Annotated in this window: 18 protein-coding genes and 7 pseudogenes; 23 read left to right on the plus strand and 2 right to left on the minus strand. The window is 63.3% G+C overall.

What is annotated here, in order from left to right; all coding sequences use genetic code 11:
* Positions 1–18: 18 nt before the first annotated feature.
* From A9K58_RS17825 to A9K58_RS19605, 8 genes and pseudogenes are all read left to right on the plus strand, one after another.
* Positions 19–861, plus strand: a pseudogene (locus A9K58_RS17825) (RHS repeat-associated core domain-containing protein); the annotation flags it as partial.
* A 186-nt stretch (positions 862–1,047) separates the two neighbouring features.
* Positions 1,048–1,590 (plus strand): hypothetical protein, encoded by a 543-nt coding sequence (locus A9K58_RS19985; RefSeq protein ID WP_231109346.1) that lies wholly within the window; start codon positions 1,048–1,050, stop codon positions 1,588–1,590.
* 143 nt (positions 1,591–1,733) lie between these two features.
* Positions 1,734–2,153, plus strand: coding sequence for a hypothetical protein (locus tag A9K58_RS19325; protein WP_081284158.1), 420 nt, complete (start codon positions 1,734–1,736; stop codon positions 2,151–2,153).
* Entirely contained in the window at positions 2,146–2,628 is a 483-nt protein-coding gene (locus A9K58_RS19580; protein ID WP_155760542.1) for a hypothetical protein, read from the plus strand. Before A9K58_RS19325 ends, A9K58_RS19580 begins: the two co-directional genes overlap by 8 nt.
* Positions 2,629–2,745: 117 nt before the next feature.
* Positions 2,746–3,097, plus strand: a pseudogene (locus A9K58_RS20240) (RHS repeat-associated core domain-containing protein); the annotation flags it as partial.
* Positions 3,098–3,649: 552 nt separating this feature from the next.
* Positions 3,650–4,063, plus strand: coding sequence for a tetratricopeptide repeat protein (locus tag A9K58_RS19995; RefSeq protein ID WP_231109351.1), 414 nt, complete (start codon positions 3,650–3,652; stop codon positions 4,061–4,063).
* A gap of 41 nt (positions 4,064–4,104) precedes the next feature.
* Positions 4,105–4,903: pseudogene (locus A9K58_RS19600) on the plus strand (RHS repeat-associated core domain-containing protein); the annotation flags it as partial.
* A gap of 473 nt (positions 4,904–5,376) precedes the next feature.
* A pseudogene (locus A9K58_RS19605) lies at positions 5,377–6,586 on the plus strand (RHS repeat-associated core domain-containing protein); the annotation flags it as partial.
* 1,247 nt (positions 6,587–7,833) lie between these two features.
* Here the strand turns inward: A9K58_RS19605 and A9K58_RS17845 are convergent.
* Positions 7,834–8,208, minus strand: coding sequence for a hypothetical protein (locus A9K58_RS17845; RefSeq protein ID WP_065200611.1), 375 nt, complete (start codon positions 8,206–8,208; stop codon positions 7,834–7,836).
* A 557-nt stretch (positions 8,209–8,765) separates the two neighbouring features.
* On the opposite strand from A9K58_RS17845, the gene A9K58_RS17850 reads away from it, so the two are divergent.
* Complete coding sequence (locus tag A9K58_RS17850) at positions 8,766–9,095, plus strand: hypothetical protein (protein ID WP_065200612.1); 330 nt, start codon at positions 8,766–8,768, stop codon at positions 9,093–9,095.
* Here the strand turns inward: A9K58_RS17850 and A9K58_RS17855 are convergent.
* Positions 9,089–9,493: a ribonucleotide reductase subunit alpha gene (locus tag A9K58_RS17855; RefSeq protein ID WP_065200613.1), complete on the minus strand. Its 405-nt coding sequence runs from the start codon at positions 9,491–9,493 to the stop codon at positions 9,089–9,091. The two genes, A9K58_RS17850 and A9K58_RS17855, sit on opposite strands and share 7 nt — an antisense overlap.
* A 194-nt stretch (positions 9,494–9,687) precedes the next feature.
* Between A9K58_RS17855 and moaA the strand changes: the two genes are divergently transcribed.
* From moaA to A9K58_RS17925, 14 genes and pseudogenes are all read left to right on the plus strand, one after another.
* On the plus strand, positions 9,688–10,668 hold the full coding sequence (moaA, locus tag A9K58_RS17860; RefSeq protein WP_065200614.1) for a GTP 3',8-cyclase MoaA: 981 nt from the start codon (positions 9,688–9,690) through the stop codon (positions 10,666–10,668).
* Positions 10,669–10,676: 8 nt separating this feature from the next.
* Positions 10,677–11,674, plus strand: a pseudogene (gene moaCB / locus A9K58_RS17865) (bifunctional molybdenum cofactor biosynthesis protein MoaC/MoaB).
* On the plus strand, positions 11,671–12,924 hold the full coding sequence (locus A9K58_RS17870; RefSeq protein ID WP_065200615.1) for a molybdopterin molybdotransferase MoeA: 1,254 nt from the start codon (positions 11,671–11,673) through the stop codon (positions 12,922–12,924). The pseudogene moaCB and the gene A9K58_RS17870 overlap by 4 nt, the downstream one beginning before the upstream one ends.
* Complete coding sequence (locus tag A9K58_RS17875) at positions 12,924–13,184, plus strand: MoaD/ThiS family protein (RefSeq protein WP_065200616.1); 261 nt, start codon at positions 12,924–12,926, stop codon at positions 13,182–13,184. The genes A9K58_RS17870 and A9K58_RS17875 overlap by 1 nt, the downstream gene beginning before the upstream one ends.
* A 3-nt stretch (positions 13,185–13,187) precedes the next feature.
* On the plus strand, positions 13,188–13,694 hold the full coding sequence (locus tag A9K58_RS17880) for a molybdenum cofactor biosynthesis protein MoaE (RefSeq protein WP_065200617.1): 507 nt from the start codon (positions 13,188–13,190) through the stop codon (positions 13,692–13,694).
* Entirely contained in the window at positions 13,660–14,226 is a 567-nt protein-coding gene (gene mobA, locus A9K58_RS17885; RefSeq protein WP_065200618.1) for a molybdenum cofactor guanylyltransferase, read from the plus strand. The genes A9K58_RS17880 and mobA overlap by 35 nt, the downstream gene beginning before the upstream one ends.
* The gene (locus A9K58_RS17890; protein ID WP_065200619.1) at positions 14,223–14,588 is read left to right on the plus strand and encodes a hypothetical protein; all 366 of its coding nucleotides are present in this window, start codon (positions 14,223–14,225) and stop codon (positions 14,586–14,588) included. The genes mobA and A9K58_RS17890 overlap by 4 nt, the downstream gene beginning before the upstream one ends.
* A gap of 145 nt (positions 14,589–14,733) precedes the next feature.
* The gene (locus A9K58_RS17895; protein ID WP_065200620.1) at positions 14,734–16,152 is read left to right on the plus strand and encodes a NarK family nitrate/nitrite MFS transporter; all 1,419 of its coding nucleotides are present in this window, start codon (positions 14,734–14,736) and stop codon (positions 16,150–16,152) included.
* 72 nt (positions 16,153–16,224) lie between these two features.
* Positions 16,225–20,029 (plus strand): annotated as a pseudogene (locus A9K58_RS17900) (nitrate reductase subunit alpha).
* Positions 20,029–21,572: pseudogene (gene narH / locus A9K58_RS20135) on the plus strand (nitrate reductase subunit beta). Before A9K58_RS17900 ends, narH begins: the two co-directional pseudogenes overlap by 1 nt.
* Positions 21,572–22,252 carry a nitrate reductase molybdenum cofactor assembly chaperone gene (narJ, locus tag A9K58_RS17910; protein WP_065200621.1) on the plus strand — a complete coding sequence of 227 codons (681 nt, stop codon included), beginning with the start codon at positions 21,572–21,574 and terminating at the stop codon, positions 22,250–22,252. The pseudogene narH and the gene narJ overlap by 1 nt, the downstream one beginning before the upstream one ends.
* Positions 22,249–22,956, plus strand: coding sequence for a respiratory nitrate reductase subunit gamma (gene narI / locus A9K58_RS17915; RefSeq protein WP_065200622.1), 708 nt, complete (start codon positions 22,249–22,251; stop codon positions 22,954–22,956). The genes narJ and narI overlap by 4 nt, the downstream gene beginning before the upstream one ends.
* A gap of 3 nt (positions 22,957–22,959) precedes the next feature.
* Positions 22,960–23,859 carry a peptidylprolyl isomerase gene (locus A9K58_RS17920; RefSeq protein WP_065200623.1) on the plus strand — a complete coding sequence of 300 codons (900 nt, stop codon included), beginning with the start codon at positions 22,960–22,962 and terminating at the stop codon, positions 23,857–23,859.
* A gap of 23 nt (positions 23,860–23,882) precedes the next feature.
* Positions 23,883–25,214: an MFS transporter gene (locus A9K58_RS17925; protein ID WP_065200624.1), complete on the plus strand. Its 1,332-nt coding sequence runs from the start codon at positions 23,883–23,885 to the stop codon at positions 25,212–25,214.
* Positions 25,215–25,285 lie beyond the last annotated feature (71 nt).

Genomic DNA, 25,285 nt, shown 5'->3' on the forward strand with positions numbered 1-25,285 from the left:
GTGGCTGTCGGATCCCCGGAGATGGGCTATTGCTATGACGTGGCGCCAGCGGTCTGCACCGCCGACGAGCGCTTTGCCAAGGGGCGCCTGGGGCAGGTGCTGCACGCCAATGGCAGCACCCAGTACTGCCACGACCGCTTCGGTCAGGTCACCCGCAAGGTGCAGACCGTCAACGGTGTCGCCAGCACGCTGCGCTATGCCTACAGCAAGGCGGGCCGCCTGACCGCATTGAGCTACCCCGACGGCAGCGTGGCCGACTACGTGCGCGATACCCAGGGCCGCATCAGCCAGATCGGCCTGACCCGGCCCGGCCACGCACGCCAGATCGTGGTGAACAATGTGACCTACGCGGCCTTCGGCCCGGCGACCGGCTGGACCTACGGCAATGGCCGCCAGCTGCAGCGTCCGCTGGACCTGGACTATCGGCCGCAGGCGGTGCATGACCCGGCCGCGGGCGGCCTGTCACTGGGCTACGGCTATGACCCGGTCGGTTCGGTCACCGAGCTGAAGAACGGAGCAGGCTCGACGGTGCTGGCCAAGTACGCCTATGACGCGCTGGGTCGCCTGACCCAGACCCAGGACGGGACGACCGGCCCCCCGATTGAAACCTATGCGTATGACGCCACCGGCAATCGCACCGCGCTGACCACCTCGGCAGGCACCGCCAGCTACACCTATCCCGCAACCAGCCACCGCCTGACTGCAGTGGATGGTGAAGCGCGCAACCATGACGCGGTGGGCAACACCACCAGCATCGGCAGCAAGACCTTCACCTACAACGATGCGAACCGCATGAATGCGGTGAAGCAGGGCAATGCCGTCCAGGTGCCAACCCGAATTCGCCCACGCGCGGAACAGGTGACATATTTTCAGGCGTTGACGCCAATCTTACGAGCTTCGTGAATCATCATTTGGCTGAAGGGTCAACGGTATACACGCTCAGCTTTGATACGACTGAACATAGCGAGCTTCAGATTCAAGACTATGCCGAGCAGTTGGGGGCAGCGACCGGAGGGCTTTGCGCCATCCAAACATCCTCCGCAATCAATGGAATTGAACCATTTAAGAGTCTTGGTGTTAAATTTACGCCTGCAACATTGGGTAAGTCCTTGTCAAAGCTTCCTGGCGTTAAGATCAGGATCTATTCTCCAAAGGGGTGATTCAATGGATGGGCGAAATTTACTCTATGCTGGGATTTCACTGGTCACCTCAATAGTGATGTATGTGGTTATTCCGGAGCCTCTATGGGATATGTATCAGTTTGATACTGAGAGGTTGTTTCCTTGGTTATATATGGTAGGTCTAATTTTCCTTGGTTTATTGCTCAGGCCCTATGAAAAGGGAGGGGCTTGGAAATGCGCAGTGTGGGGAGGGGGTGTTGGCGCGGCGGCCGGAGTTTTTGCTCAGGCGATAGTCATTTTAGTTGAACGCGAGAGATTTTCTTCGTTCAATTCGGACTTTATATGGCAGGTATTGGTATCGTTCGTGATTATGAGTGCTATTTTAATGACGCCGGTGTGGGGTGCAATGTCAAGTGTTGCGTCCTTCTTGCTTTTAAACAGAAGCGTGGGGGCGAACCCAGCTGAGTAGGTTGAAGCAATCCCATCAGAGGATGGATGTACGCTGACTTGAGTGATGCCTACTACGAAGGTATGTGCAATGCCGTCAGTCCAAGTTAGCGCTGCGACATGTTGGGCTTGGAGTCTGGGCAGTTTCAGTTCGGAAAATATCGGATGAAGCAGCCTGATGCGCTACCGGCGACAGACATCGGTGATGTGCTCGTGGCGGGCAAAATACTCTCGATCTACAACTCGGAGATGAAGTCGAGAAATATAACCGGTTCAGATCAGTTCGATCATTGCTTGGCGGCTTGCCGGGCAACTCAGGTAACAAGTAACCCCCGAGCTGTGTTGGAGCTAATGGCTCTTAAAGAAGTGAAGGACTACTACGCAGGACGGATCGGCCTATACGGAGATGGCCGCCGGAGGAGTCATTCGGAGATGCGGAAAGACAACTCGGTGGACATGGCCGCGAATCGCCAAGGTGCAGCGTGTCCGCTGGGTGAAAGCTGCGCAAGGCGCTGTGCCAGCTATGTTCCAGAGTCATCCCGTATTTTCCTGAAAAACTACATTCCGGAGTGGGGCGGTGAATAATGAAATGAGGGGATTTGTGTATTCTATATTAACGCTTGCAGGGGTCGCTTCTGGCTGCAGCCAGGGAGGGCGGGGCTATGATTCGTATGCGGAAATAAAAAACGAAGGTGACCTGTCCGTCGCGAAGGCTGTGGCGATTCCGGAAGATGCCTCCTCAATTGTAATTAGGTCGGATGTGGAGGCGAGCCTCTACTATATTTCGTTTGACACGAGCCATGCGGCGCACTACATCAAAGACGGTCAAATGTTGGCTGCTGGCAGGGAGCTTTCTCCTCTGATTCGCGATTCGCTTGGCTTTGGGGCTAAGTTGCCGCCAAACATCGCTCTTTACTATAGGTGTGGCGCCCCCCAGGATCTACGCATAAATTCTTATGAAATAGTAATGATGGGCTCGGATGGCAAGCGTCAACACCTATGGAATCGTCGCAATGATGAGGGTCTCCAAGCGGTCCTTTGCCAAGCTTTGGATAAATAGTAGCGTTAGTTCTGTGTCAGCCTATGCGCATTTCACCTTGATTGGGCTGGATTGGCCGCAGCAACCACCGAATTGAAATGCAGTGCGGGCTTAACGGCGCAGGCCAACTGCGTCTACGGCACGCTGGAGTTGGGCTACATCCAGCAGGATCACCTAGGGTACGCCGCGCGTGGTGATCGATCCGGTACGGGAGGTCGCGATCTGGGAGTGGAGCAACAAGAGCGAGGTGTTCGGCAACCAGATTCCGAGTGCCGACCCGGATGGGGATGGCGTGGCGTTCGAGCTGGCGCTGCGCTTCCCGGCCCAGCAGGCGACGGATGCGAGTGGGCTGTTCTACAATTACCAGCGCGAGTACGACCCGGCAGTGGGGCGGTATTCGCAGAGTGATCCGATTGGGCTGGACGGAGGTGTGTCGACATACTCGTATGTCGATGGAAGTCCAGCTTTGTTCGCGGATCCGATTGGGCTGCAAAGAACGCTAGTTCGCTTCATCCCCCGCCCAGGAGGGGCAGTTGGTTTCAACCCAAATGATCCTCAGAACTACCAATCGCGTAGAGGTGGGGAATACTCGTCCAATTCAGAATTCCTAAACGCATTGGTGGCGGCGAGTCGGTTGTCCGGTTTGGAAAATTGGATGAATCCAATTTGCGTTAACCAATCTGTGGCCGCTGCATTGCTTAGTAAGGCACTGGCATCACCCTCATCAGAGGAGAGGTCGGTTCCCTGGCCTGATCGGAAGAGAGGGGGGTACTCTTGCATCTGTCGAGCAAGTAGGGATGGTCGTAGTCCCGACAATTGCTCAATCGGTGACAAGGAGTTTGCTTTCGGTTACGGTTTCAGCAGTCGGTTGTCTAAGGCAAAAAAATGGCTGAGAAGGACGCGAAGGACAAATTGGGTGCCAAGTCGACACACCACATTCAATGTAGGTACACAAGCCCGACCGGAGAGGGGATCATCCCACGTGGGTAATTTGCCTACAGCCCTTTCGGAAGATTTCTCAGTTCTTCTGGATTCCGGGGACATGGCCGGTGCTGCATCACTGATTCGTAGTGCCGCTGAATCGGGCTCCGCAGAAGCAATCTTTCTTTCTTCGAGCTTTAGTCGCCCTCACGAAAGCATCGATGAGTTCGAGTTAAGAAGCTTGGCTGAGGTTGAGCTCTCAGCAGCGAAAGGGTACGCCCCCGCGCAATATAGACTCGGCTGCTATCTACAATTCGGAGACTTTGTGGATGTGGATCCTGTGGGGGCAGCCCAGTACTTTAAGCTGGCCGCGAAGGCTGGATATCCTCCCGCAATGTATGAGTATGGGTTGGCGCTTTTCCATGGCATAGGTGTGGATAGCAAGCATGACGAAGCGATTTCGTGGATCACGCTCTCGGCTGAGAAAGGAGATGAGACTGCTGCTGAGTTCTTGAAGAATATACGAGAAAGCTAGCGTCCTATGATGTATTCAGTGATATCCGTAGTGCACCGCGGCAGCTGACCCAGCCCCAGGACTCTACTCCCGGCACACCGATCGAAACCTAATAGCTACGACGCCACCGGCAATCGCACCGCGCTGACCACCTCGGCAGGCACCGCCAGCTACACCTATCCCGCAACCAGCCATCGCCTGACTGCGGTGGATGGCGAAGCGCGTAACCATGACGCGGCGGGCAACATCACCAGCATCGGCAGCAAGGTGATCACCTACAACGATGCAAATCGCATGAACGCGGTGAAGCAGGGCAATGCCGTGCTGGAAAGATACGCCTACAACCATCGCGGCGAGCGCGTGCTGCGTACCCCGGCCGGTGGCGCGGCTCAGATCACGCTGTACGACGAAGCAGGACAGTGGCTGGGGAACTACTCGGCCACGGGCCAGGTGCAGCAGCAGGCCATCTGGCTGGACAACTACCCGGTAGCGCTGATCAATGTGCCGGTTACCGGCGTGCCGGAACTGGCCTACGTGCAGTCGGATCATCTGGGTACGCCGCGCGGGTGATCGATCCGGTGCGTGATGCCGATCTGGGAGTGGAGCAACAAGAGCGAGGTGTTCGGCAACCAGATTCCGAGTGCCGATCCGGATGGGGATGGCGTGGCGTTCGAGCTGGCGCTGCGCTTCCCGGGCCAGCAGGCGACGGAAGCGAGTGTATTGTTCTACAACTACCAGCGGGAATACGACCCGGCAGTGGGGCGGTATTCGCAGAGTGATCCCATCGGTCTACTTGGGGGGATTGCAAGCTTTGCGTATGTTGGTGGGAATCCGATTTCACAGTCCGATTCTCTGGGATTGTGCGAAGACGATAATGGTTCTGATGCGCCCATTCATCAAAAGACATACGGCAAGTACTTCAAGTCATGCATGTCCTACGTTCAGCCTCCGACATGGTTCACTTTGCCGGTGTCTGGTGCGTCAGTTCTGACGTTGTTTGTTGAAGTGCCCTTTGTTGCCGGTGTTGCAACAGTGGGGGGGGCGCTGGCGAGCTATGAGGTTGGAGCAGCTATCGTCTGCGCTATGGCTGGAATTCAAACTCTGCAGTGAGCCCTATGAAACTGACACGCGGGTGGCTTCTTACATTTTCTGGGATTTGGCTAGCACTTTCGGCTTTGATGCTGTGGCTTGACCGAATCTGGGATGCGTGTGGCGCGTTCCTAGCTGCGACAGCCTTCTTTCTCGTTGCTTTGAGGAGAAAGCAGCATTTGGCTGGTGGATCACAAGAGTAGCGTGCCTTCTCAGCCCCCTCTTCGAAGAGGGGGCTTGAGAATTATGACTCCACCGGTAATCGCACCCCGCTGACCACTTCGGCAGGCACCGCCAGCTACACCTATCCCCCAACCAGCCATCGCCTGGCTGCGGTGGATGGCGAGGTACGCAGCCATGACGCAGCGGGCAACACCACCAGCGTCGGCAGCAAGGCGTCCATCTACAACGATGCCAATCGCATGAAGGCGGTGAAGCAGGGTAGCGCCACACTGAAGAGCTACGGTTATGATCACCGCGGCGAGCGCGTGCTGCGTACTCCAGCCGGTGGCGTAGCGCAGATCACCCTGTACGACGAAGCAGGGCAGTGGCTGGGCAACTACTCGGCCACGGGCCAGGTGCAGCAGCAGGCCATCTGGCTGGACAACTACCCGGTAGCGCTGATCAATGTACCGGCTACCGGCTACCGGCGTGCCGGAACTGGCCTACGTGCAGCCGGATCATCTGGGTACGCCGCGCGTGGTGATCGATCCGGTGCGTGATGTGGCGATCTGGGAGTGGAGCAACAAGAGCGAGGTGTTCGGCAACCAGATTCCGAGTGCCGATCCGGATGGCGATGGTGTGGCGTTCGAGCTGGCCCTGCGCTTCCCGGGCCAGCAGGCGACGAATGCGAGTGGGCTGTTCTACAACTACCAGCGCGAGTACGACCCGGCAGTGGGGCGCTATTCGCAGAGTGATCCGATTGGGTTGGAGGGAGGGATGTCCACATTCTCGTATGTATCAGCTGATCCAGTGGGGGCGGCTGATCCGCTCGGATTGCTGGCCAATTGCACTTGCGTGGATGGCGGAGTTCAGAACGACATCCCCATTCGTTTTAGTGGTGAGGGGGCTACTCCTGAGACTCTGATTAAAATGATAAATGCAATTGAATCGACTTGGTCTGCACCCGGATTTACGGTGACTGTGAGCCAGCCGGAGAAGGGTCGATCAAACCGTGTTGAGGTCCCGCTGGGAAAGGGGGTGTCGACCGTAACTGGAAGCAGTGTCGGTAAATGGTATGCAGGAAATACTGAGTGGACAGCTGCGCACGAAGCAGGCCATTTGATGAAATTCAAGTACGATGGCCGTTTCGATATGTACGACGTGGTGTCACAGGCGCCCTCTCGATCCACTAGGCCCGTTCCAGGGTGGGAGGGGAACATCATGGCAGAACATCTGGGCGTTCCAGACGATAGGGTTCGGGACGCTATCAAGAAGAGGTTGAAGTGCAAATGATAATGAGTCTACGCGTGGCTGTGCTCCTTCTTCCTTTATTGGGAGGCTGTAGCACTAGCCAGCTCAAGCACATTGAATGGAACTCAGATTGGGTGGATGTTTCCTCGGACGAAATCATTCCTGGGAACTCCACTACGCTTCGGAGTGACCGCTTGGCTACCTTGAATCCGCAGAGTGAAAAGTCTATTTCTCAATGGATGCTTGCTCAGAACTTGAGCATCGTCCTGGCGTCGGATGCTGCTGAGAAGTTCGCGCCACTACAGCTGAATGGGTTGGTGCCGGCAGAGGGTGAGAATATTTATCTCGTCAGGGCGGCCTCGGATGCAGGGAGTGGAAATTTCGTAGGCTACGTAAATGACAGTGGGCTTCTCATTTTGTATGGGGTAATGGGAAGCTGTGGGGGGCAAGTGAATCGAGTGGTTGCTGTGAGCTTGAATAAGAGGCCCGCCAAGGTCTTCGGAGGGTGCTCAGGGGCGCTATGAGATTTCGCCGTGATGATTGCCAATATTGGCGAACGATCACCTTGAACCGTTGGAACGTCAAATTGATGGCACCCCATGGGGCGAAGCTCTTATGGGATGTCTATATTTGCCTGCCCTCTCTATGGTTTGCGCCTCCAACGCTGATCAGCGCGGAACGAACCGGCGTGCTGGAGCTAGCCTAATTCCGACCAGATCACTTGGGCCCTTTGCGCGTGGTGATCGACCCGTGTGGCGATGTGGCGATGTGGCGATAGTAATTGTTCAAGGGGGCGTCCTGAAAACGTATTCGGGCTTGTTGCCTTGGAACTGAGGCGGATGACCCCGGCGGAGCTTAGTGGATCGAGATTGTGGAGGCGCGCATTAGGGAGGCTGCCCAGAAGGCAGGAGAATTCTTGCAGGGAGTAGGGGCCATAGGGCTATGGAAACCGTATTGCTTTCCTGCTATATATCTTTGATTATATTGGTATTTCTGGGTTGGTGGCTCTATAGGTGCATAAGCCCCGCGCTGATGACGTTGATTGCGCCAGTCATTATCGGGGGGAGTGCGGTATGGGTCGTTGTGGCTCTCGCAAGAAAGCCAGATGAATCGGTCCGAATAACCAGATCTTGGTGGCGCTTGATTTGGGATGGCTTCTGGGGATTGTGAGCTATGTAGCTCTCGCTGATTGAGTTTTCCGGCAGGCCGATTAGGACCTCTTTCAATTGATGCCGGCAATCGGACCGCACACCTGGGTAAGTAGAACGGTAGTCCGTTGCACATGGCATTCACCCTTCGGGCTGCAACCGGCCCACCGCCTGCGCGCACAATGACTGACAGGCCATGACCAACCCCTCCATTACCCGGTCGCCCACGTACTGCTCGGGTTCGCCGTTCTGCGGAGTTCGTTCGGCCGCCAGCAGCATTTCCAGCACCACCCGCAACCCGCTCAACGCGCAATCGGCATCGGCCAGGGCCAGGCAGCGGCCGGGTAGCTGGTGCCGCTCCGGCCAGGGTTGTCCGTCGGCCGCCGCACCGGAGCCGATACGGTGGAGATTGGCAATGAAGGTGTTCCTGTCCACCGCAGGCGCAGTCTGTGGCGAACCGTCGTCGCCGGCGGTGCTGCGATAGGCGTGCAGATGCGGGAAGTCCGATTCGTTCATGGCTAGGCTCCGTGCAGGGCAATCGGTAGCCGCCACCCAGAAAAGTGGCGGACGGTGCGTGGTTCGAACACCGGGTTGATGTCAGTCCGGCGGGCCCGAAGGCCCCCACGCACCGCCCGCCATAGCCGGCAGACGGATTGCCAGCCGGCGCCACGCTAAGGTGGCGCCGGCTGGCAAGCGCATACATCAACATCAACTCGGGTGTTCGAAGCCCGGCCACCCTTTTCCGGTGGCACGCCATCTGAGCCCCTGGTGCTGTGCAATGCCAATCAGAAGAGTTGCAAACATCACTCGATTGGAGACGCTTTCGGCATTCTCCCACGCTGTTAAGCACCGCCAGTGCTGGCTGGCGCGGTGGTCCGCCCGCACCGTGCAATCTGCGACAGGCGTCGTGGTTGGGGCAGCGAACGGCCCCGGCGGGACGGGATGATGGCGACAGGCTCTGCGGGGTCGTGGGCCTGGCTCCATACGTCAAAGCGTGACGTGCGACTCGGGTTGACGTTCCTGGCTGCCAAGCGCAGGCTTGACCCGCGTGTTTCCTGGGCAGAAGGAGACTTATGACCGCCACCGCTTCCCTGCATCCTGCAGCCGGCGCCCCGGGTCGTTCCCGCCTCTGGCGTGTGTTCTGGCTGCAAGGCGTCATTCCCAGCAACATTCTGTGGGCGGTGGCCCTCTGGGCCCTGGCCAACCAGCGCACCACGCTGCTGCTGGGGCTGTTTGCCGTGCTACTGCTCTATACCGGCTGGATCATCCCGGCGGTCTGGCGGGCAGCGCCCACCGCGCACAACCCCAACCTGGGCGTGGCGGCGCGCGGGCTGACTGTGGCCTGGGGGCTGAACACCGTGCTGGTGATCTTCTTCCTGACCCTGCAACGGGTGGCTCAATAGAACTGAACGGGCTCGCCGCCACGGTCGAAGGCGGCGAAGCGGCCGATCTGACCGTCATGGATGGCGTTGACCATCAGCTTCAGCGGGCGCGCGGCTTCGTCGCTGTTGGGCGCGAAACCGCCACGGCCATCCAGCGCCGCGACGAACACCAGGTCCCAATCGATGCCGGTGGTGGTCGACTCGGCCGCCAGCGCCTGGAAGCTGGGCACCTCGGCCGGCAGCTTGTCCACGCACAGCACCGGCGACAGGGTGCCACCCTCGCGGCGGTCATGCCGGCCGCGCTGGTCGTCGGTGGGCGATTCGGGCAGCTCGGCGCGCACGAATACGAACAGCAGGCGTTGCGGTTCAGCCTGCTCGCCGGCGGCGTGCAGCAGTTGCTGGAAATCGTTCATCATCATGAGGGTTGTCACACGCCCGCTGCGCGGAAAGCCGCATGCTGCCACAACGCCCGCCGCGCGGGACCGAACACGATTGATTTAAGTCATGCCAACGGGACTGAAGGCCGCGTACTCTGGCAATCGTTCCAGCAGGCGAGGGTATCCGGGCCGTTCCGGGCACAGGCAAGACGGTGGAGCAACAAGGTGGACCAGCCATGAGCCAACTCACCGACAGCTTCGGGCGCAGCTTTCCGTACCTGCGCCTGTCGCTGACCGAGGCCTGCAACTTCCGATGCAGTTATTGCCTGCCCGATGGGTACCAGGCCGATGGCCACCCGCGCTTCCTGCAGGTGGGTGAAATCGCGCGCCTGGTGCGGGCCTTCGCGGCGCTGGGCATGAGCAAGATCCGCCTGACCGGCGGCGAGCCCAGCCTGCGCAAGGACCTGGACGAGATCATCGCCACGGTTGCGGCGGTGCCGGGCATCCGCAAGGTGGCCATTACTACCAATGGCACGCTGCTGCCGCGGCGCCTGCCGGGTTGGCACCGGGCAGGCCTGACTGCGCTGAACGTGAGCATGGACAGCCTGCAGCGCGAACGCTTCACGGCCATCACCGGGCATGACCGCCTGCCGGAGATCGAACAGGGCCTGGCCCTGGCGCAGGCGCTGGGCCTGCCGTCCATAAAGCTCAACGTGGTGCTGCTGCGCGGGCTCAACGACGACGAGCTGCCGCAGTGGATGGACTACCTGCGCGATCGCCCCTTCAGCGTGCGCTTCATCGAGCTGATGCGCACCGGCGACAACGAAGCCTATTTCCAGCGCCACCACCTGCGCGCCGACCTGGTGATCGAGCAGCTGCTGGCCGCTGGCTGGCACGAGCGGCCGCGCGCCGCCGATGCCGGCCCGGCGCGCGAGTTCGGCCACCCCGACCATCGCGGCAGCATCGGCATCATCGCCCCGTATTCGCGTGACTTCTGCAAGGGCTGCAATCGCCTGCGGGTGACTGCCCGGGGCGACCTGCGCCTGTGCCTGTTCGGCGAATTCGGCGTGCCGCTGCGCCCGCTGCTGCAGCGCGACGATGACCAGGACGCGCTGCTGGCACGCATCACCACCCAGCTTGGCCTGAAAGCGGCCGGGCATGGACTGCACCAGGGCCAGACCGGGCTGACCCCGCACCTGGCCTCCATCGGAGGATGAGCAACACGATGAGTGGGGAATGGAATGCGGCCTTCCACATGGCCGATGTCCGCAACAAGCGCATCACCCGCCGCCGGGCGGTAGCGGTGGGCGAGCTGCATGCCGGTCCGGTGGCCTATCCGCTGATCGTCGAGCGCCGCCTGCCCAAGGCGATGCGCTGGTGATGGCCGAGATTGCCGGCCTGCAGGGCGCGAAGATGGCCTCGATGCTGATGCCGCTGTGCCATCCGCTGCCGCTGGAACTGGTGCAGGTGTTCTGCGCGCCGGTGCCGGAACGGCAGGCGATCCGCGTGTGGTGCGAGTGCGCCAGCGAGGCGCGCACCGGCGTGGAGATGGAGGCACTGGCCGGCGTCAACGCGGCGCTGCTGACCCTGTACGACCTGAGCAAGCCGGTGGAACCGGCACTGCGCATCGAAGGCATCCGCCTGCTGTTCAAGGAAGGCGGCAAGCGCGGTGTCTGGCTGCACCCCGACGGGATGGACGAGGCCGAGCGCGCGCGTTTCAAGCCGCGTGCGCCGAAGGGCCTGGAGGGCGCCGCCTGCGCGGTGATCACGCTGAGTGATCGCGCCAGCGGTGGCACCTATGAGGATGTGTCCGGCCCGACCCTGGTGAACGGCCTGGAAACGCTGGGCGGGAAGGTAGTGGCGGCCGAAGTGCTGCCCGATGGCATTGAGCCGTTGGCGGGCCGCTTGCAGGCGTTGGCGGCCAAAGGCGTGCGCCTGTGCCTGTGCACCGGGGGTACCGGGCTGGGCCCGCGTGACCTGACCCCGGAGGCGCTGCGTTCCTTGAATGCGCGACCGGTGAATGGCTTGGCGCAGATGGTGCGGGCACTGAGTGCACAGCACACGCCGATGGCCTGGCTGAGCCGCGCCGAGGTGGTGCAGCTGGGCAGCATGCTGGTGTTCGCGCTGCCCGGCAGCCCGAAGGCGGCGGCGCAGTGCCTGGACATCCTGGCGCCGGTGCTGGGCCACGCCCTGGCGATGGTCGATGGCGGTGGCCACGCATGATTTCCTACAGCGACGCCTTGCAGCATCTACTGGATGCGGCCACGCCGCTGCCGGCCGAGCGCCTGCCGCTGCACAATGCGGCGGGGCGCGTCCTGGCCACTGACCTTCATAGTAGTCAGTCGCTGCCGCCGTTCGACAATTCGGCAATGGATGGCTTCGCGCTGCGCGCGAATGGGCGGGTACTCGAGGCCGGTACGGAATTCACGGTGCGGGGCTGGCAGGCGGCCGGCGATGCCGGCGCCGAAGGCGGCGAGGGCGCCTGGGAAATCATGACCGGCGCGCGCATGCCGGCCGGGCTGGATACCGTAGTGCCGGTCGAGAACGTGGAGATCCTCGCCAGCGAGGACGGGCGCCCGACCCGCATCGCGTTGAAAGGCACGGTGAAGCCGGGCCAGAACGTGCGCCTGCGTGGCCAGGACGTGAGCGAAGGCGAGCGTGTGCTGCAGGCCGGGCAGGCGCTGGATACCAACGCCTGCACGCTGCTGCATGCAATAGGCGTGAGCCAGGTGGCGGTAGTGGCACGGCCGAGAGTGGCGGTGATCGCCACCGGCAAGGAACTGGTGAGCGAAGCGGCACAAGCGCTGGAATCCGGCCAGATTCGTGACAGCAACCGGCCGTACCTGATCGCTCGCCTGCAGGCCGCAGGCGCCGAAGTGGCATGGCAGGGCACGGTCGGTGACGACGTGGCCGCATTCAATGCGGTACTGGATGAAGCACTGGCTGCGGGTGCCCGGGTGCTGGTCAGCACCGGGGCAGTATCAGCCGGCCGCTACGATTTCGTTCCCGACGCGCTGCGCGGCCGTGGCGCGCGCATCGTGTTCCACAAGGTGGCGATCCGCCCGGGCAAGCCGCTGCTGTTTGCGGTGCTGCCTGATGGCGCGCTGTACTTCGGCCTGCCAGGCAACCCGGTGTCGGCGGCGGTGGGCCAGCGCTTCTTCGTCGAGCCGGTACTGCGCCGCCTGTTGGGGCTGGCGCCGGAGCCGGTGTTGACGCTGCCCCTGCAGGCCGATGTGCGCACGCCGCCGGGCCTGCGCTTCCACGCGCGGGCGCGGGTGGAAGTGGACGCACAGGGCCGCCTGAGTGCCCGCGTGCTGGCCGGGCAGGAGTCGTTCCGTTTGATGTCCATGCTGCAGGCCAATGCCTGGGTCGTGCTGGAGGGCGAGGGCGACCTGGCTGCTGCCGGCACGCCGGTGCGCGTGCAGGGTTGGGGGCACCAGGACCCCGTGCAGCTGGCAAGCCAGGAGCCATGATGAAACAGGTACGCCTTCAATTGTTCGGTGCGTTCTCCGATCTGGATGCCAGCCGGGAGATCGCGGTGGAGGTCGGTGGTGGCACCGTGGCCGATCTGCGCCAGGCGCTGCGCGAGCTGTTGCCGGTGCGCTGGCCGGAGTTCCGTGCGGGCCTGCTGGACTACTCGGCGTTCGCCGACCAGCAACGCGTGCTGCGCGACCACGACGCACTGCCCGACGATGGCCGGGTGGCGATCCTGCCGCCAGTAAGCGGGGGCTGAGTCATGAGCGGGAACGTCATCGTCAAAGTGGTGGACCGTGCGCAGGTGGCGATCGATCCGGCCGAAGGCATCGCGGCGGTGTCCGATCCCGGCTTCGGTGGCATCGATGTGTTCATCGGCCAGGTGCGCGACGTCAACGTGGGCCGGCGGGTGACCGGCATCACCTACGATCTGTTCGAGCCGCTGGTGTTGAACGAGTTCAAGCGCCTGGCCGCCGAGGTCGAGGCGACGTTTGGCCCGAAGCTGAAGCTCTACGTGGCGCACGCCAAGGGCCGGCTTGGCATCGGCGATGTGGCGGTGGTGGTGGCTGCCGGCAGCCCGCACCGTGATGAGGCGTTCCGTGCCTGCCGTCAGCTGATCGAGGCGGTGAAGCACCAGTGCCCGATCTGGAAACAGGAGCATTACGAGGACGGCGACAGTGCGTGGAGCGAAGGTTGCAGCCTGTGCCATGCGGACAGCGAACCCACACGCGCCGATGACCACGCGCACGATCACGGCCGCAGCCATTGACGGCATCGTGCTGGCCGGTGGCCTGTCCAGCCGGATGGGGCGCGACAAGGCCTTGCTGCCGTGGCAGGGCCGTACCCTGCTGGAGCATATGCGAGGCCTGCTGCTGCATGCCGGTGCCCAGCGGGTCTGGGTAAGCGGCAACTACCCGGCCTTTGGCGGCATTCCGGATCGGGTGGCCCGCTGCGGTCCGCTGGGTGGGTTGCACAGCGTGATGCAGCAGATGCCCGATGGCCGCGCCTGGGTGGTGGCCGTGGACATGCCTCTGCTGGCGCCGCGGCTGCTGCACCGCTTGGCTGAAGAGGGACAGGGCGCCTGCACGATCTTTGACGGGCATCCCTTTCCCATGCTGTTGGATGTGGACAATCCCACTCGTAGCACGCTGGCCGCGATGCTGGAAGACCCGGAGGGGCCGCGCTCGGTGCAGGCCTTCCAGGGTCGCCTCCAGCGGCACGTGCTGGCGCCGGCAAGCGTTGACGGCGACCTCCTGGTCAACTGCAATACCCCCGGACAATGGAAGGATATTGCGTCATGAAAGTGCAGTTGCAGGATCAATCGGTGCGGCTTCGCCTGGACGAGGCCGAACTGGCGCGGCTGCTGGCCGGTGAGTCGGTCGAGAACATGACCCGTTTCGGCGGCGTCGAGGGCTGGGGCATGGCGGTCTCGCTGCACGGCGGCGCCCAACCGGTGCTGCTCGATGGCGGTACGTTCTGCCGCCTGGTGCTGCCGCGTGAGCCGGTGGAAGCACTGGCAACCCGGTTGCCATGCAGGGACGGCCTGCCGTTCGCGATCGGCCTGGATGATGGCGGCCAGCTCCAGCTGCAGTTCGATGTGGACGTACGTGACAGCGTGCGCCAGCGTGGGGTGGCCCGCCGCAGCACTGCTTCATCGGCTTGACATTTGTCAGGGGCACGGTGGATACGCGCCCCTGATTGATTGAGATCAACCCCGTCGTCCGTGCTGCACGGCCTAATGGCTGCATGACGACGGGTTACAACTTGAAACGCAGTACCTACGTCATTCCACAGCCTTGGAGCCATGTATGACCGTCGGTAGCGATCCTGTTGTCCGCAGTACTGCCCGTCCGGGTCGCGTCATCAGCGACTGGACGCCGGAAGCCCCCGGCTACTGGGAACGCACCGGCAAGCGGGTCGCCACCCGCAACCTGGCCATATCGATCCCCTCGCTGCTGCTGGCCTTCTCGGTCTGGGTGCTGTTCTCGGCAGTGTCGATCAGCCTGCCGAAGATCGGATTCAACTTCAGTACCGACCAGCTGTTCTGGCTGGTGGCGCTGCCAAGCCTGTCCGGCGCGACCCTGCGCATCTTCTATTCGTTCGTGATCCCGATCTTCGGCGGCCGCCGCTGGACCGCGCTGTCCACCGCCTCGCTGTTGGCGCCGACGCTCTGGCTCGGCTTTGCGGTGCAGGACCCGGCCACGCCATACTGGGTGTTCGTGGCCATCGCGATCCTGTGTGGCTTCGGTGGCGCGAATTTCTCGTCGTCGATGTCCAACATCTCCTTCTTCTACCCCAAGCAGAAGCAGGGGCTGGCGCTGGGCCTGAACGCCGGCCTGGGCAATGTGGGCGTGTCGGTGGCGCAGGCCGTGATTCCGCTGGTGATCACCGTTGGCGTGTTCGGTGCGCTGGGCGGGGCACCACAGCCCACGGTGGTGGGTGGGGCACCCCTGTTCCTGCAGAACGCCGGCTTCATCTGGGTGCCGGCCATCGCGCTGTGCGCCATCGCGGCCTGGTTCGGCATGAACGACCTGACCAGCGCCCGCTCGTCGTTCTCCGAGCAGGCGGTGATCTTCCGCCGCAAGCACAACTGGTTGATGTGCTGGTTGTACATCGGCACCTTCGGTTCCTACATCGGCTTTTCGGCCGGCTTCCCGATGCTGGTGAAGAGCCAGTTCCCGGACGTGAACCCGCTGGCCTACGCCTTCATCGGCCCGCTGCTGGGCGCGCTGATGCGTTCGGTAGGCGGCAGCCTGGCCGACCGCTGGGGCGGCGCACGCCTCACCTTCTGGCTGTTCGCGCTGATGATCGCCGCGGTGTTCGGGGTGCTGCACTTCCTGCCCAGCGATGGGCAGGGCGGCAACTTCCATGGCTTCCTGCTCAGCTTCATGGCGCTGTTCGTGCTCAGCGGCATCGGCAACGGCACCACCTTCCGCATGATCCCGGTGATCTTCCGCACCCTGCATGAGCGCTGGTCGGCCAACGACGACGCCGAGGGCAAGGCTGCCGCGGCGCATCAGGCCAGCATCGAGTCGGCCGCAGTGGTCGGTTTCTCCGGTGCGATCGGCGCCTACGGTGGCTTCTTCATCCCCAAGAGCTACGGCTCGTCCATCACCTTGACCGGCAGCCCCGACATGGCGCTGTACGGATTCGTTGTTTTCTATGTCACCTGCCTGGCCGTGACCTGGTGGTGGTACTACCGGCGCGGTGCCGAGACACCCTGCTGACGGCATGGGAGCGCACCGCAGCCAGATGACACACACAGCCACGATGCCGATGTCCGCAAAGGGAGATCCCCGATGAGTTATTTCCTCGATCGCTTGCAGTTCTTCAAGCGTGACCCCCAGACCTTTGCCGATGGCCATGGATTCGCCAAGAGCGAGGGCCGCGACTGGGAAAACAGTTACCGCGCCCGCTGGCAGTACGACAAGATCGTACGTTCCACCCACGGCGTGAACTGCACCGGCTCCTGCAGCTGGAAGATCTACGTCAAGAACGGCCTGGTCACCTGGGAAACCCAGAGACCGACTACCCGCGCACGCGCCCGGACCTGCCCAACCATGAACCGCGTGGCTGCCCACGTGGCGCGAGCTACTCCTGGTACCTGTACAGCGCCAACCGGCTGAAGTACCCGCTGATCCGCGGCACGCTGCTGCGCCTGTGGCGCGAAGCCCGCAAGAGCAAGGCCCCGGTCGATGCCTGGGCCAGCATCGTGGAGGACAAGGAGAAGGCACGCTCGTACAAGACCCGCCGCGGCATGGGTGGCTTCGTGCGCCTGCAGTGGGAAGAGGCCAACGAGATCATTGCCGCCTCCAACCTGTACACGGTGAAGCAGTACGGGCCGGACCGCGTGGTCGGCTTCTCGCCGATCCCGGCGATGTCGATGGTGTCCTACGCGGCCGGTGCGCGTTACTTGTCGCTGCTGGGCGGTGCCTGCCTGTCGTTCTATGACTGGTACTGCGATCTGCCACCGGCCTCGCCGCAGATCTGGGGCGAGCAGACCGACGTGCCCGAGTCGGCCGACTGGTACAACAGCCCTACATCATCGCCTGGGGCTCGAACGTGCCGCAGACGCGGACGCCCGATGCGCACTTCTTCACCGAGGCGCGCTACAACGGCACCAAGACGGTAGCGATCTGCCCGGACTATTCCGAGCTGGCCAAGCTGACCGATCATTGGCTGCACCCCAAGCAGGGCACCGACGCCGCTCTGGCGTTCGCGTTCGGCCATGTGATCCTGCGCGAGTTCCATGTTGATTCGCCCTCGCAGTACTTCCAGGACTACTGCCGCCAGTACTCGGACATGCCGATGCTGGTGCGCCTGGAGCGCCGCGACGATGGACGGCTGGTGCCGGGCCGCTTCCTGCGTGCCAGCGAGCTGGGCGGACTGGGCGAAGCCAACAATCCCGACTGGAAGACCCTGGCCTACGACGAAGTCACCGGCCAGATCGTCGTGCCCAACGGTTCGATCGGCTTCCGCTGGGGCGAAAAGGGCAAGTGGAACATCGAACAGAAGGCCAGCAATGGCGCCGATACGCGCCTGCGCCTGAGCCTTGCCGATGGCCATGAAGGCATCGAAGCGGTCAGCTTCCCGTATTTCGGTGGTATCGAGACCGACGGCTGGACCGCAGCGCCGGCCGAGGAGGTGCTTGAACGCCACATCCCGGTGCGTCGCCTGGCCCTGGCCGACGGCGGCCAGACCCTGGTGGCCACGGTCTACGACCTGCTGCTGGCCCAGTACGGCGTGGACCGCGGCTTCGGCGGCGGCAACGTGGCCAGCAGCTTCGACGACCAGGTGCCGGGCACTCCGGCCTGGCAGGAAGGCATCACCGGCGTGCCGCGCGCGGAAGTGATCGAGATTGCACGGGAGTTCGCGCGCACCGCGGACAAGACCCACGGCCGTTCCATGATCATTGTCGGCGCGGGCATGAACCACTGGTTCCACAACGACATGAACTACCGCGGCCTGATCAACATGCTGATCATGTGCGGCTGCGTGGGCCAGACCGGTGGCGGCTGGGCGCATTACGTGGGCCAGGAGAAGCTGCGCCCGCAGACCGGCTGGCAGCCGCTGGCATTCGGGCTGGACTGGAGCCGTCCGCCGCGCCACATGAACGGCACCTCGTTCTTTTACTTCAATACCGGGCAGTGGCGTTACGAGAAGCTGCAGGTGGACGAACTGCTGTCACCGCTGGCCGATGCCAGCAAATACAGCGGCAGCCTGGCTGACCTGAACCTGCGCGCGGTGCGCATGGGTTGGCTGCCGAGCGCCCCGCAGCTGGACCGCAACCCGCTGCAGCTGGTACGCGAGGCCGAAGCGGCCGGCGTGGCCCCGGCCGACTACGCGCTGAGCAAGTTCAAGGACGGCTCGCTGGACTTCGCCTTCGCCGACCCGGATGCCAGCCAGAACCACCCGCGCATGATGTTCATCTGGCGCTCGAACCTGCTCGGATCATCGGGCAAGGGCCACGAGTACATGCTGCGGCACCTGCTGGGGACGCGCCACGGGCTGCAGGGCAAGGATCTGGGCGAAATGGGCGCGATCAAGCCGGAGGAAGTGAAGTGGCGTGACGAGGCGCCGGAAGGGAAGCTGGACCTGCTGGTCACGCTCGACTTCCGCATGTGCACCACCGCGTTGTACTCGGACATCGTGCTGCCGACCGCAACCTGGTACGAGAAGGACGACCTCAACACCTCGGACATGCATCCGTTCATCCACCCGTTGTCGAAGGCAGTGGACCCGGCCTGGGAGTCGCGCAGCGACTGGGAGATCTTCAAGGAGGTCGCCCGCACCGTGAGCGGGATGGCGCCGGGCGTGCTGGGCGTGGAGAAGGACCTGGTGCTGGTGCCAACCCTGCATGACACCCCCAATGAGCTGGGCATGCCGTTTGGCGTGGCCGACTGGAAGAAGGGCGAGTGCGAGGCCATTCCAGGCCAGACCATGCCGTCGATGACGGTGGTGGAGCGCGACTACCCGAACCTGTACCGCAAGTTCACCTCGCTGGGCCCGCTGCTGGACACGCTGGGCAACGGCGGCAAGGGCATGAGCTGGGATACCAGGCACGAGGTGGAATTTCTCGGCAAGCTGAACCACACCGTGCACGACGAGGGCGTGAGCCATGGCCGTCCGGCCATTTCAACCGCGATCGACGCGGCCGAGGTGATCCTGCACCTGGCGCCGGAAACCAATGGCCACGTGGCAGTGAAGGCCTGGCAATCGCTGGGGACCTTCACCGGCCGCGAGCACACCCACCTGGCGGTGGGCAAGGAGCACGAGGCGATCCGCTTCCGTGACATCCAGGCACAACCGCGCAAGATCATTTCCTCGCCGATCTGGTCGGGGCTGGAAGACGACAACGTCAGCTACAACGCCGGTTATACCAACGTGCATGAGCTGATTCCGTGGCGCACGGTGACCGGTCGCCAGCAGTTCTACCAGGACCACGAGTGGATGATCGACTTCGGCGAGGCCTTCATGGGCTACCGGCCGCCGGTCAACACGCGCACGGTGGAGCCACTGCTGAACCAGCGCCCGAACGGCAACAAGGAGATCGTGCTGAACTGGATCACCCCGCACCAGAAGTGGGGCATCCACAGCACGTACAGCGACAACCTGATCATGCAGACGCTGTCGCGTGGTGGCCCGATCGTATGGATCAGCGAGGACGACGCGCGCAGCGCCGGCATTGTCGACAACGACTGGATCGAGCTGTTCAACGTCAACGGTGCGATTGCCGCACGTGCGGTGGTCAGCCAGCGCGTGATGCCGGGCATGGCGATGATGTACCACGCCCAGGAACGCATCATCAACGTGCCGGGCTCGGAGATTTCCGGGACCCGTGGCGGTATCCACAATTCGGTGACCCGCATCGTGCTCAAGCCCACCCACATGATTGGTGGATACGCGCAGCTGGCCTACGGCTTCAACTACTACGGTACCTGCGGCACCAACCGCGACGAGTTCGTGATCGTGCGCAAGATGGACAAGGTCGATTGGTTGGACGATGAACAAGGAAGTTCGAGTGTCGCGGGCGCAGGACGCGCAGGAGCAACCGACGAACAGCCCGCTGGTGCTTCGGCATCGGCCAGCAAGGAGGTGGTGTGATGAAGGTCCGTGCACAGATCGCGATGGTGCTGAACCTGGACAAGTGCATCGGCTGCCATACCTGCTCGATCACCTGCAAGAACGTCTGGACCTCGCGCGAGGGCGTCGAGTACGCCTGGTTCAACAACGTGGAGACCAAGCCGGGCATCGGCTACCCCAAGGAATGGGAGAACCAGGAGAAGTGGAACGGCGGCTGGGTGCGTACCGGCGCCGGCAAGCTGGTGCCGCGCGCCGGGGGCCGCTGGCGCATGCTGGCCAAGATCTTCGCCAACCCGGACCTGCCGCAGATCGACGACTACTACGAGCCGTTCGATTTCGACTACCAGAGCCTGCATACCGCCAAGGACAGCCAGCACCAGCCCACCGCGCGGCCACGCTCGCTGATCAGTGGCGAGCGCATGCAGAAGATCGAATGGGGTCCGAACTGGGAGGAGATCCTCGGTTCGGAGTTCAGCAAGCGCTCGCGCGACTACAACTTCGACCAGGTGCAGAAGGAGATCTACGGCGCCTTCGAGAAGACGTTCATGATGTACCTGCCGCGCCTGTGCGAGCACTGCCTGAACCCGGCATGCGTGTCGGCGTGCCCGTCGGGCGCGATCTACAAGCGCGAGGAGGACGGCATCGTGCTGATCGACCAGGACAAGTGCCGCGGCTGGCGCATGTGCGTGTCGGCCTGCCCGTACAAGAAGATCTACTACAACTGGAAGAGCGGCAAGTCGGAGAAGTGCATCTTCTGCTACCCGCGCATCGAGATGGGCGAACCGACGGTGTGCTCGGAAACCTGCGTGGGCCGCATCCGCTACCTCGGCGTGATCTGTACGACGCCGACCGCATTGCCGAGGCCGCCTCGGTGGCCGCCGAGAAGGACCTGTACCAGGCCCACCTGGACATCTTCCTGGACCCGAACGACCCGGCGGTAATCGCCGCCGCGCGCAAGGAAGGCATCCCGGACAGCTGGTTGGATGCGGCCAAGCAGTCGCCGGTGTACAAGCTGGCGATCGACTGGAAGCTGGCGCTGCCGTTGCACCCGGAGTACCGCACGCTGCCGATGGTCTGGTACGTGCCGCCGCTGTCGCCGATCCAGTCCGCCGCCGAGCGTGGCCGCGTCGGCATGAGCGGCGAGCTGCCCGATGTAGCCTCGCTGCGCATCCCGATGCGCTACCTGGCCAACCTGCTGACGGCCGGCGACGAAGCACCGGTGGTGCGCGCGTTGGAGCGGCTGATGGCCATGCGTGCCTGGCGCCGGGCCAGGAACGTGGACGGCGTGGAAGACACTGCCGTGCTGGAACAGACCGGGTTGAGCATCGCCCAGGTGGAAGAGATGTACCGCTACCTGGCCATCGCCAACTACGAGGACCGTTTCGTGATTCCGACCGGCCACCGCGAGTACGCCAACGATGCCTTCGGCGAGCGCGGCGGCTGCGGCTTCACCTTCGGCAACGGTTGCAATGGTGACAGCCCGGCCGACCTGTTCGGCCAGCGCAAGACCACTACCTTCGTGGTGGACAAGGGGCCGAACCACCGCCGCAGGGAGGTGGTGTGATGAGCGTACTCAAGCTGATCGGGGTGCTGCTGGACTACCCCCGTGAAGAACTGTGGCAACACGGCGAGGAACTGCTCGCCGCCTGCGACGACCCGGCGTTGAATGCCGCCCGCCGCCAGCAGCTGCGCAGCTTCGTGCAGCAGCTGCTGGTCACCGATGCGCTGGACGCGCAGGCCGCCTGGCTGGCCAGTTTCGACCGTGGCCGCTCGATGAGCCTGCTGCTGTTCGAACACATCCATGGCGAGTCGCGCGACCGCGGCCAGGCCATGGTGGATCTGGTTGAAACCTACCGCCGCAACGGCTTCGAACTGGATGCACGCGAGCTGCCGGACTACCTGCCGCTGCTGCTGGAGTTCCTGGCGCATCGTCCCGGCAGCGAGGCCCGCGAGTGGCTGCACCACATCGGCCACATCGCCGGGATGCTGGCCGCACGTGCCGCCGAGCGTGAGCTGCCGCACCGGGTGCTGTTCGAGATCCTGGTCGAAGCCGGCGACGGCAAGGCCGATCTGCAGGCGCTGCGGCAGCGAGCCAGCGAAGAAGTCCGCGACGACACCGCCGAGGCCATGGACCGCTTGTGGGAGGAGGAGGCGGTGCGCTTCGGCGCCGAAGCCCCCGCCGAGGACTGCAAGCCCCCCGTGCGTTCGCCGGCCCGTCCCACGCATCGAGAGGTCCAGCCATGAGTTACTCCCTGCATCAATTCGCCTTCCAGTACTACCCGTACATCGCCGTGGCGGTGCTGCTGATCGGCAGCTGGGCCCGCTATGACAAGGCCATGTACACCTGGCGCACCGGCTCCAGCCAGATGCTGTCGGACAAGGGCATGCGGATCGGCAGCAACTGCTTCCACATTGGCATCCTGGCCATCCTCGGTGGCCATCTGGTCGGCCTGCTGACCCCGCACGCGGTGTACGAGCACTTCATCACCTCCTCGCAGAAGCAGATGCTGGCAATGGTGGTCGGTGGTGTGTTCGGGGCACTGTGCTTCATCGGCATCAGCATCCTGCTGGTACGCCGCCTGTTCAATGCGCGCGTACGGGCCACCGGCAGTTTCGGCGACACTCTCGTGCTGGTGCTGCTGTTCGCCCAGCTGTGCCTGGGCCTGTACAGCATCCGCATCTCGTCCGGCCACCTGGACGGCGGGGTGATGGTGCAGCTGGCCGAATGGGCGCAGCACATCGTGACCTTCCGAGCAGGTGCCGCCGACTACATCGAGGGTGTCAGCTGGGTCTACAGGATGCATATCTTCCTGGGCCTGACGCTGTTCCTGATCGCGCCGTTCACCCGCCTGGTGCACGTGTGGAGCATTCCGATCAGCTACCTGTGGCGGCCATACCAGGTGGTGCGCCGCCGCCAGGCCACACTGCGCTACGGTCCACGGGAGTAAGTCATGGGCAGCCTGCCGAAATTCCTGCCGATCACCGTGATCGACTCCGCCGCGCCGGTTCCCGCCGAGGCGCATTCGCACCACCATGACGCGGCAGCGCAGGGGCCGCGCTCGCTCGGGCAGCCGGCGCCGTGCCGGCTGTTCGTGGACGAGACCGCGATCAGCGAGGCCGACATCGCCCGCGAGATGCAGCACCACCGGGCGATGCGCCCGGAACAGTCGCGTGCGGAGGCGGCACGTGCACTGGTGGTGCGCGAGCTGCTGCGCCTGGAAGCGCAGCGGCTGGGGCTGCGGGCGCCGGAGGGCAGCCGGGTGAGCGACGAGGAAGTGCTGATCCAGCAACTGCTGGAGGATGCGATTGAAGACCGCGTGCCAACCGAAGAGGACTGCCGCCGCTACTTCGATCAGAACCCAGCGCGCTTCCGCTCCCCCGATCGCGTGCGCCTGCGCCACATCCTGCTGGCCGCGCCGGCCGACGACGTGGCCGGGCGCTTTGCCGCGCGTACCGAGGGCGAGCGACTGGTCGGGCTGCTGAAGGAATCGCCGCACCTGTTCGCCGATCTTGCACTGCGGCATTCGCGCTGCCCGTCCAGTAGCGACGGTGGTGACCTGGGCTGGCTGCAACGGGGGCAGACCACGCCGGAGTTCGACCGCCAGGTGTTCCGCCTGCGCGAGGGGTTGGCTGGTTTCCCGGTCGAATCACGCTGGGGCTACCACGTGGTCTGCGTCGATGCGCGTGAAGAGGGCCAGCCGCAGCCATTCGAGGCCGTACTACCGCAGCTGCGCGACTACCTGGAACTGCAGGTGCGCCAGCGTGAGGTGCAGGCCTACCTGCTGCAGCTGCAGGAACGCTACCCGGTGCGCGGCCTGGACGAGATCGAAGCCGAGGCCGGTATCGGCTGACCCACCTTGAACGAGGAAAACCCATGAACGAGGCCCTTGCCCCCGCCAGTGCCGGGCAGCAGCAGCGTGCGCTGTGGCTGAGCACGTTCGCCTTCACTGTGTGCTTTGCGGTGTGGATGATTTTCTCGATCATCGGCATCCAGATCACCCAGCAGCTTGGACTGAACGACACCCAGTTTGGCCTGCTGATCGCCACGCCGGTGTTGACCGGCTCGGTCAGCCGCGTCTTCCTCGGCATCTGGTCCGACCAGTTCGGCGGCCGCAAGGTGATGGTGCTGGTGATGCTGTGTGGCGCTGTGGCCACCTGGATGCTGACCTACGCGCAGACCTACACCCAGTTCCTGATTGCCGCGCTGTGCGTGGGCATCGCCGGCGGCAACTTTTCGGTGGGCGTGGCCTACGTCTCCAAGTGGTTCCCGGCCAGCAGGCAAGGCACTGCATTGGGCATCTTCGGTGCCGGCAATATCGGCTCGGCGGTAACCAAGCTGCTGGCGCCATTGGTGATGGTGGCGGCCGGCTGGACCATGGTTGCCAAGGTCTGGGCCGTGGCGCTGGCGGTCACCGCGGTGCTGTTCTTCCTCTTCAGCAAGGAAGACCCTTCGCTGGAGCAGCGCCGCCGCGAAGGCGTGAAACCGGTGCCGTTCACCGAGCAGATGGCACCGTTGAAAAACCTGCAGGTCTGGCGGTTCTCGCTGTATTACTTCTTCGTGTTCGGCGGTTTCGTGGCGTTGGCGCTGTGGCTGCCGCACTACCTGGTGGGCGCTTACGGCATGGATGTGGGCACCGCCGGCATGTTGGCGGCGTGCTACTCGATCCCGGCCAGCCTGTTCCGCGTGGTCGGGGGTTGGATGTCGGACCGGCTGGGTGCGCGCAGGGTGATGTACTGGACCTTCGGCGTGTCGGCTGTCTGCACCTTCCTGCTGGCCTATCCGGATACCGAGTACGTGGTGAAGGGCATCCACGGCCCGATCCGCTTCCACTTTGCCATCGGCGTGGTGATGTTCACCGTGCTGGTGTTCGTGCTGGGTTTCTTCATGTCGCTGGGCAAGGCGGCGGTCTATAAGCACATTCCGGTGTACTACCCGAAGCATGTGGGTGCAGTGGGCGGCGTGGTCGGCATGATCGGCGGCCTGGGCGGCTTCATCCTGCCGATCGTGTTCGGTGCGTTGAATGACGCGGTGGGCATCTGGAGCAGCTGCTTCATGCTGTTGTTCGTGCTGGTGGCCGCTGCGCTGGCCTGGATGCACTTCGCCATCCGCCGCATGGAGCGCCGCCACTTCCCGCAGATCGACCGCGAGACCGACCTGCCCGAAGCCATCGATGCAGCTGCCGCCGAGCGGGTGCGCGGTGGGTGAAGGGTAGTGCCAGCCGCTGGCCGGCAGGGGCCAGCAGATGCACTACGCTTGATTTCAATCAGGGCCCCGCC

Source organism: Stenotrophomonas maltophilia (assembly GCF_001676385.1).
In the GTDB taxonomy this organism is placed as follows: Bacteria; Pseudomonadota; Gammaproteobacteria; order Xanthomonadales; family Xanthomonadaceae; genus Stenotrophomonas; species Stenotrophomonas maltophilia_J.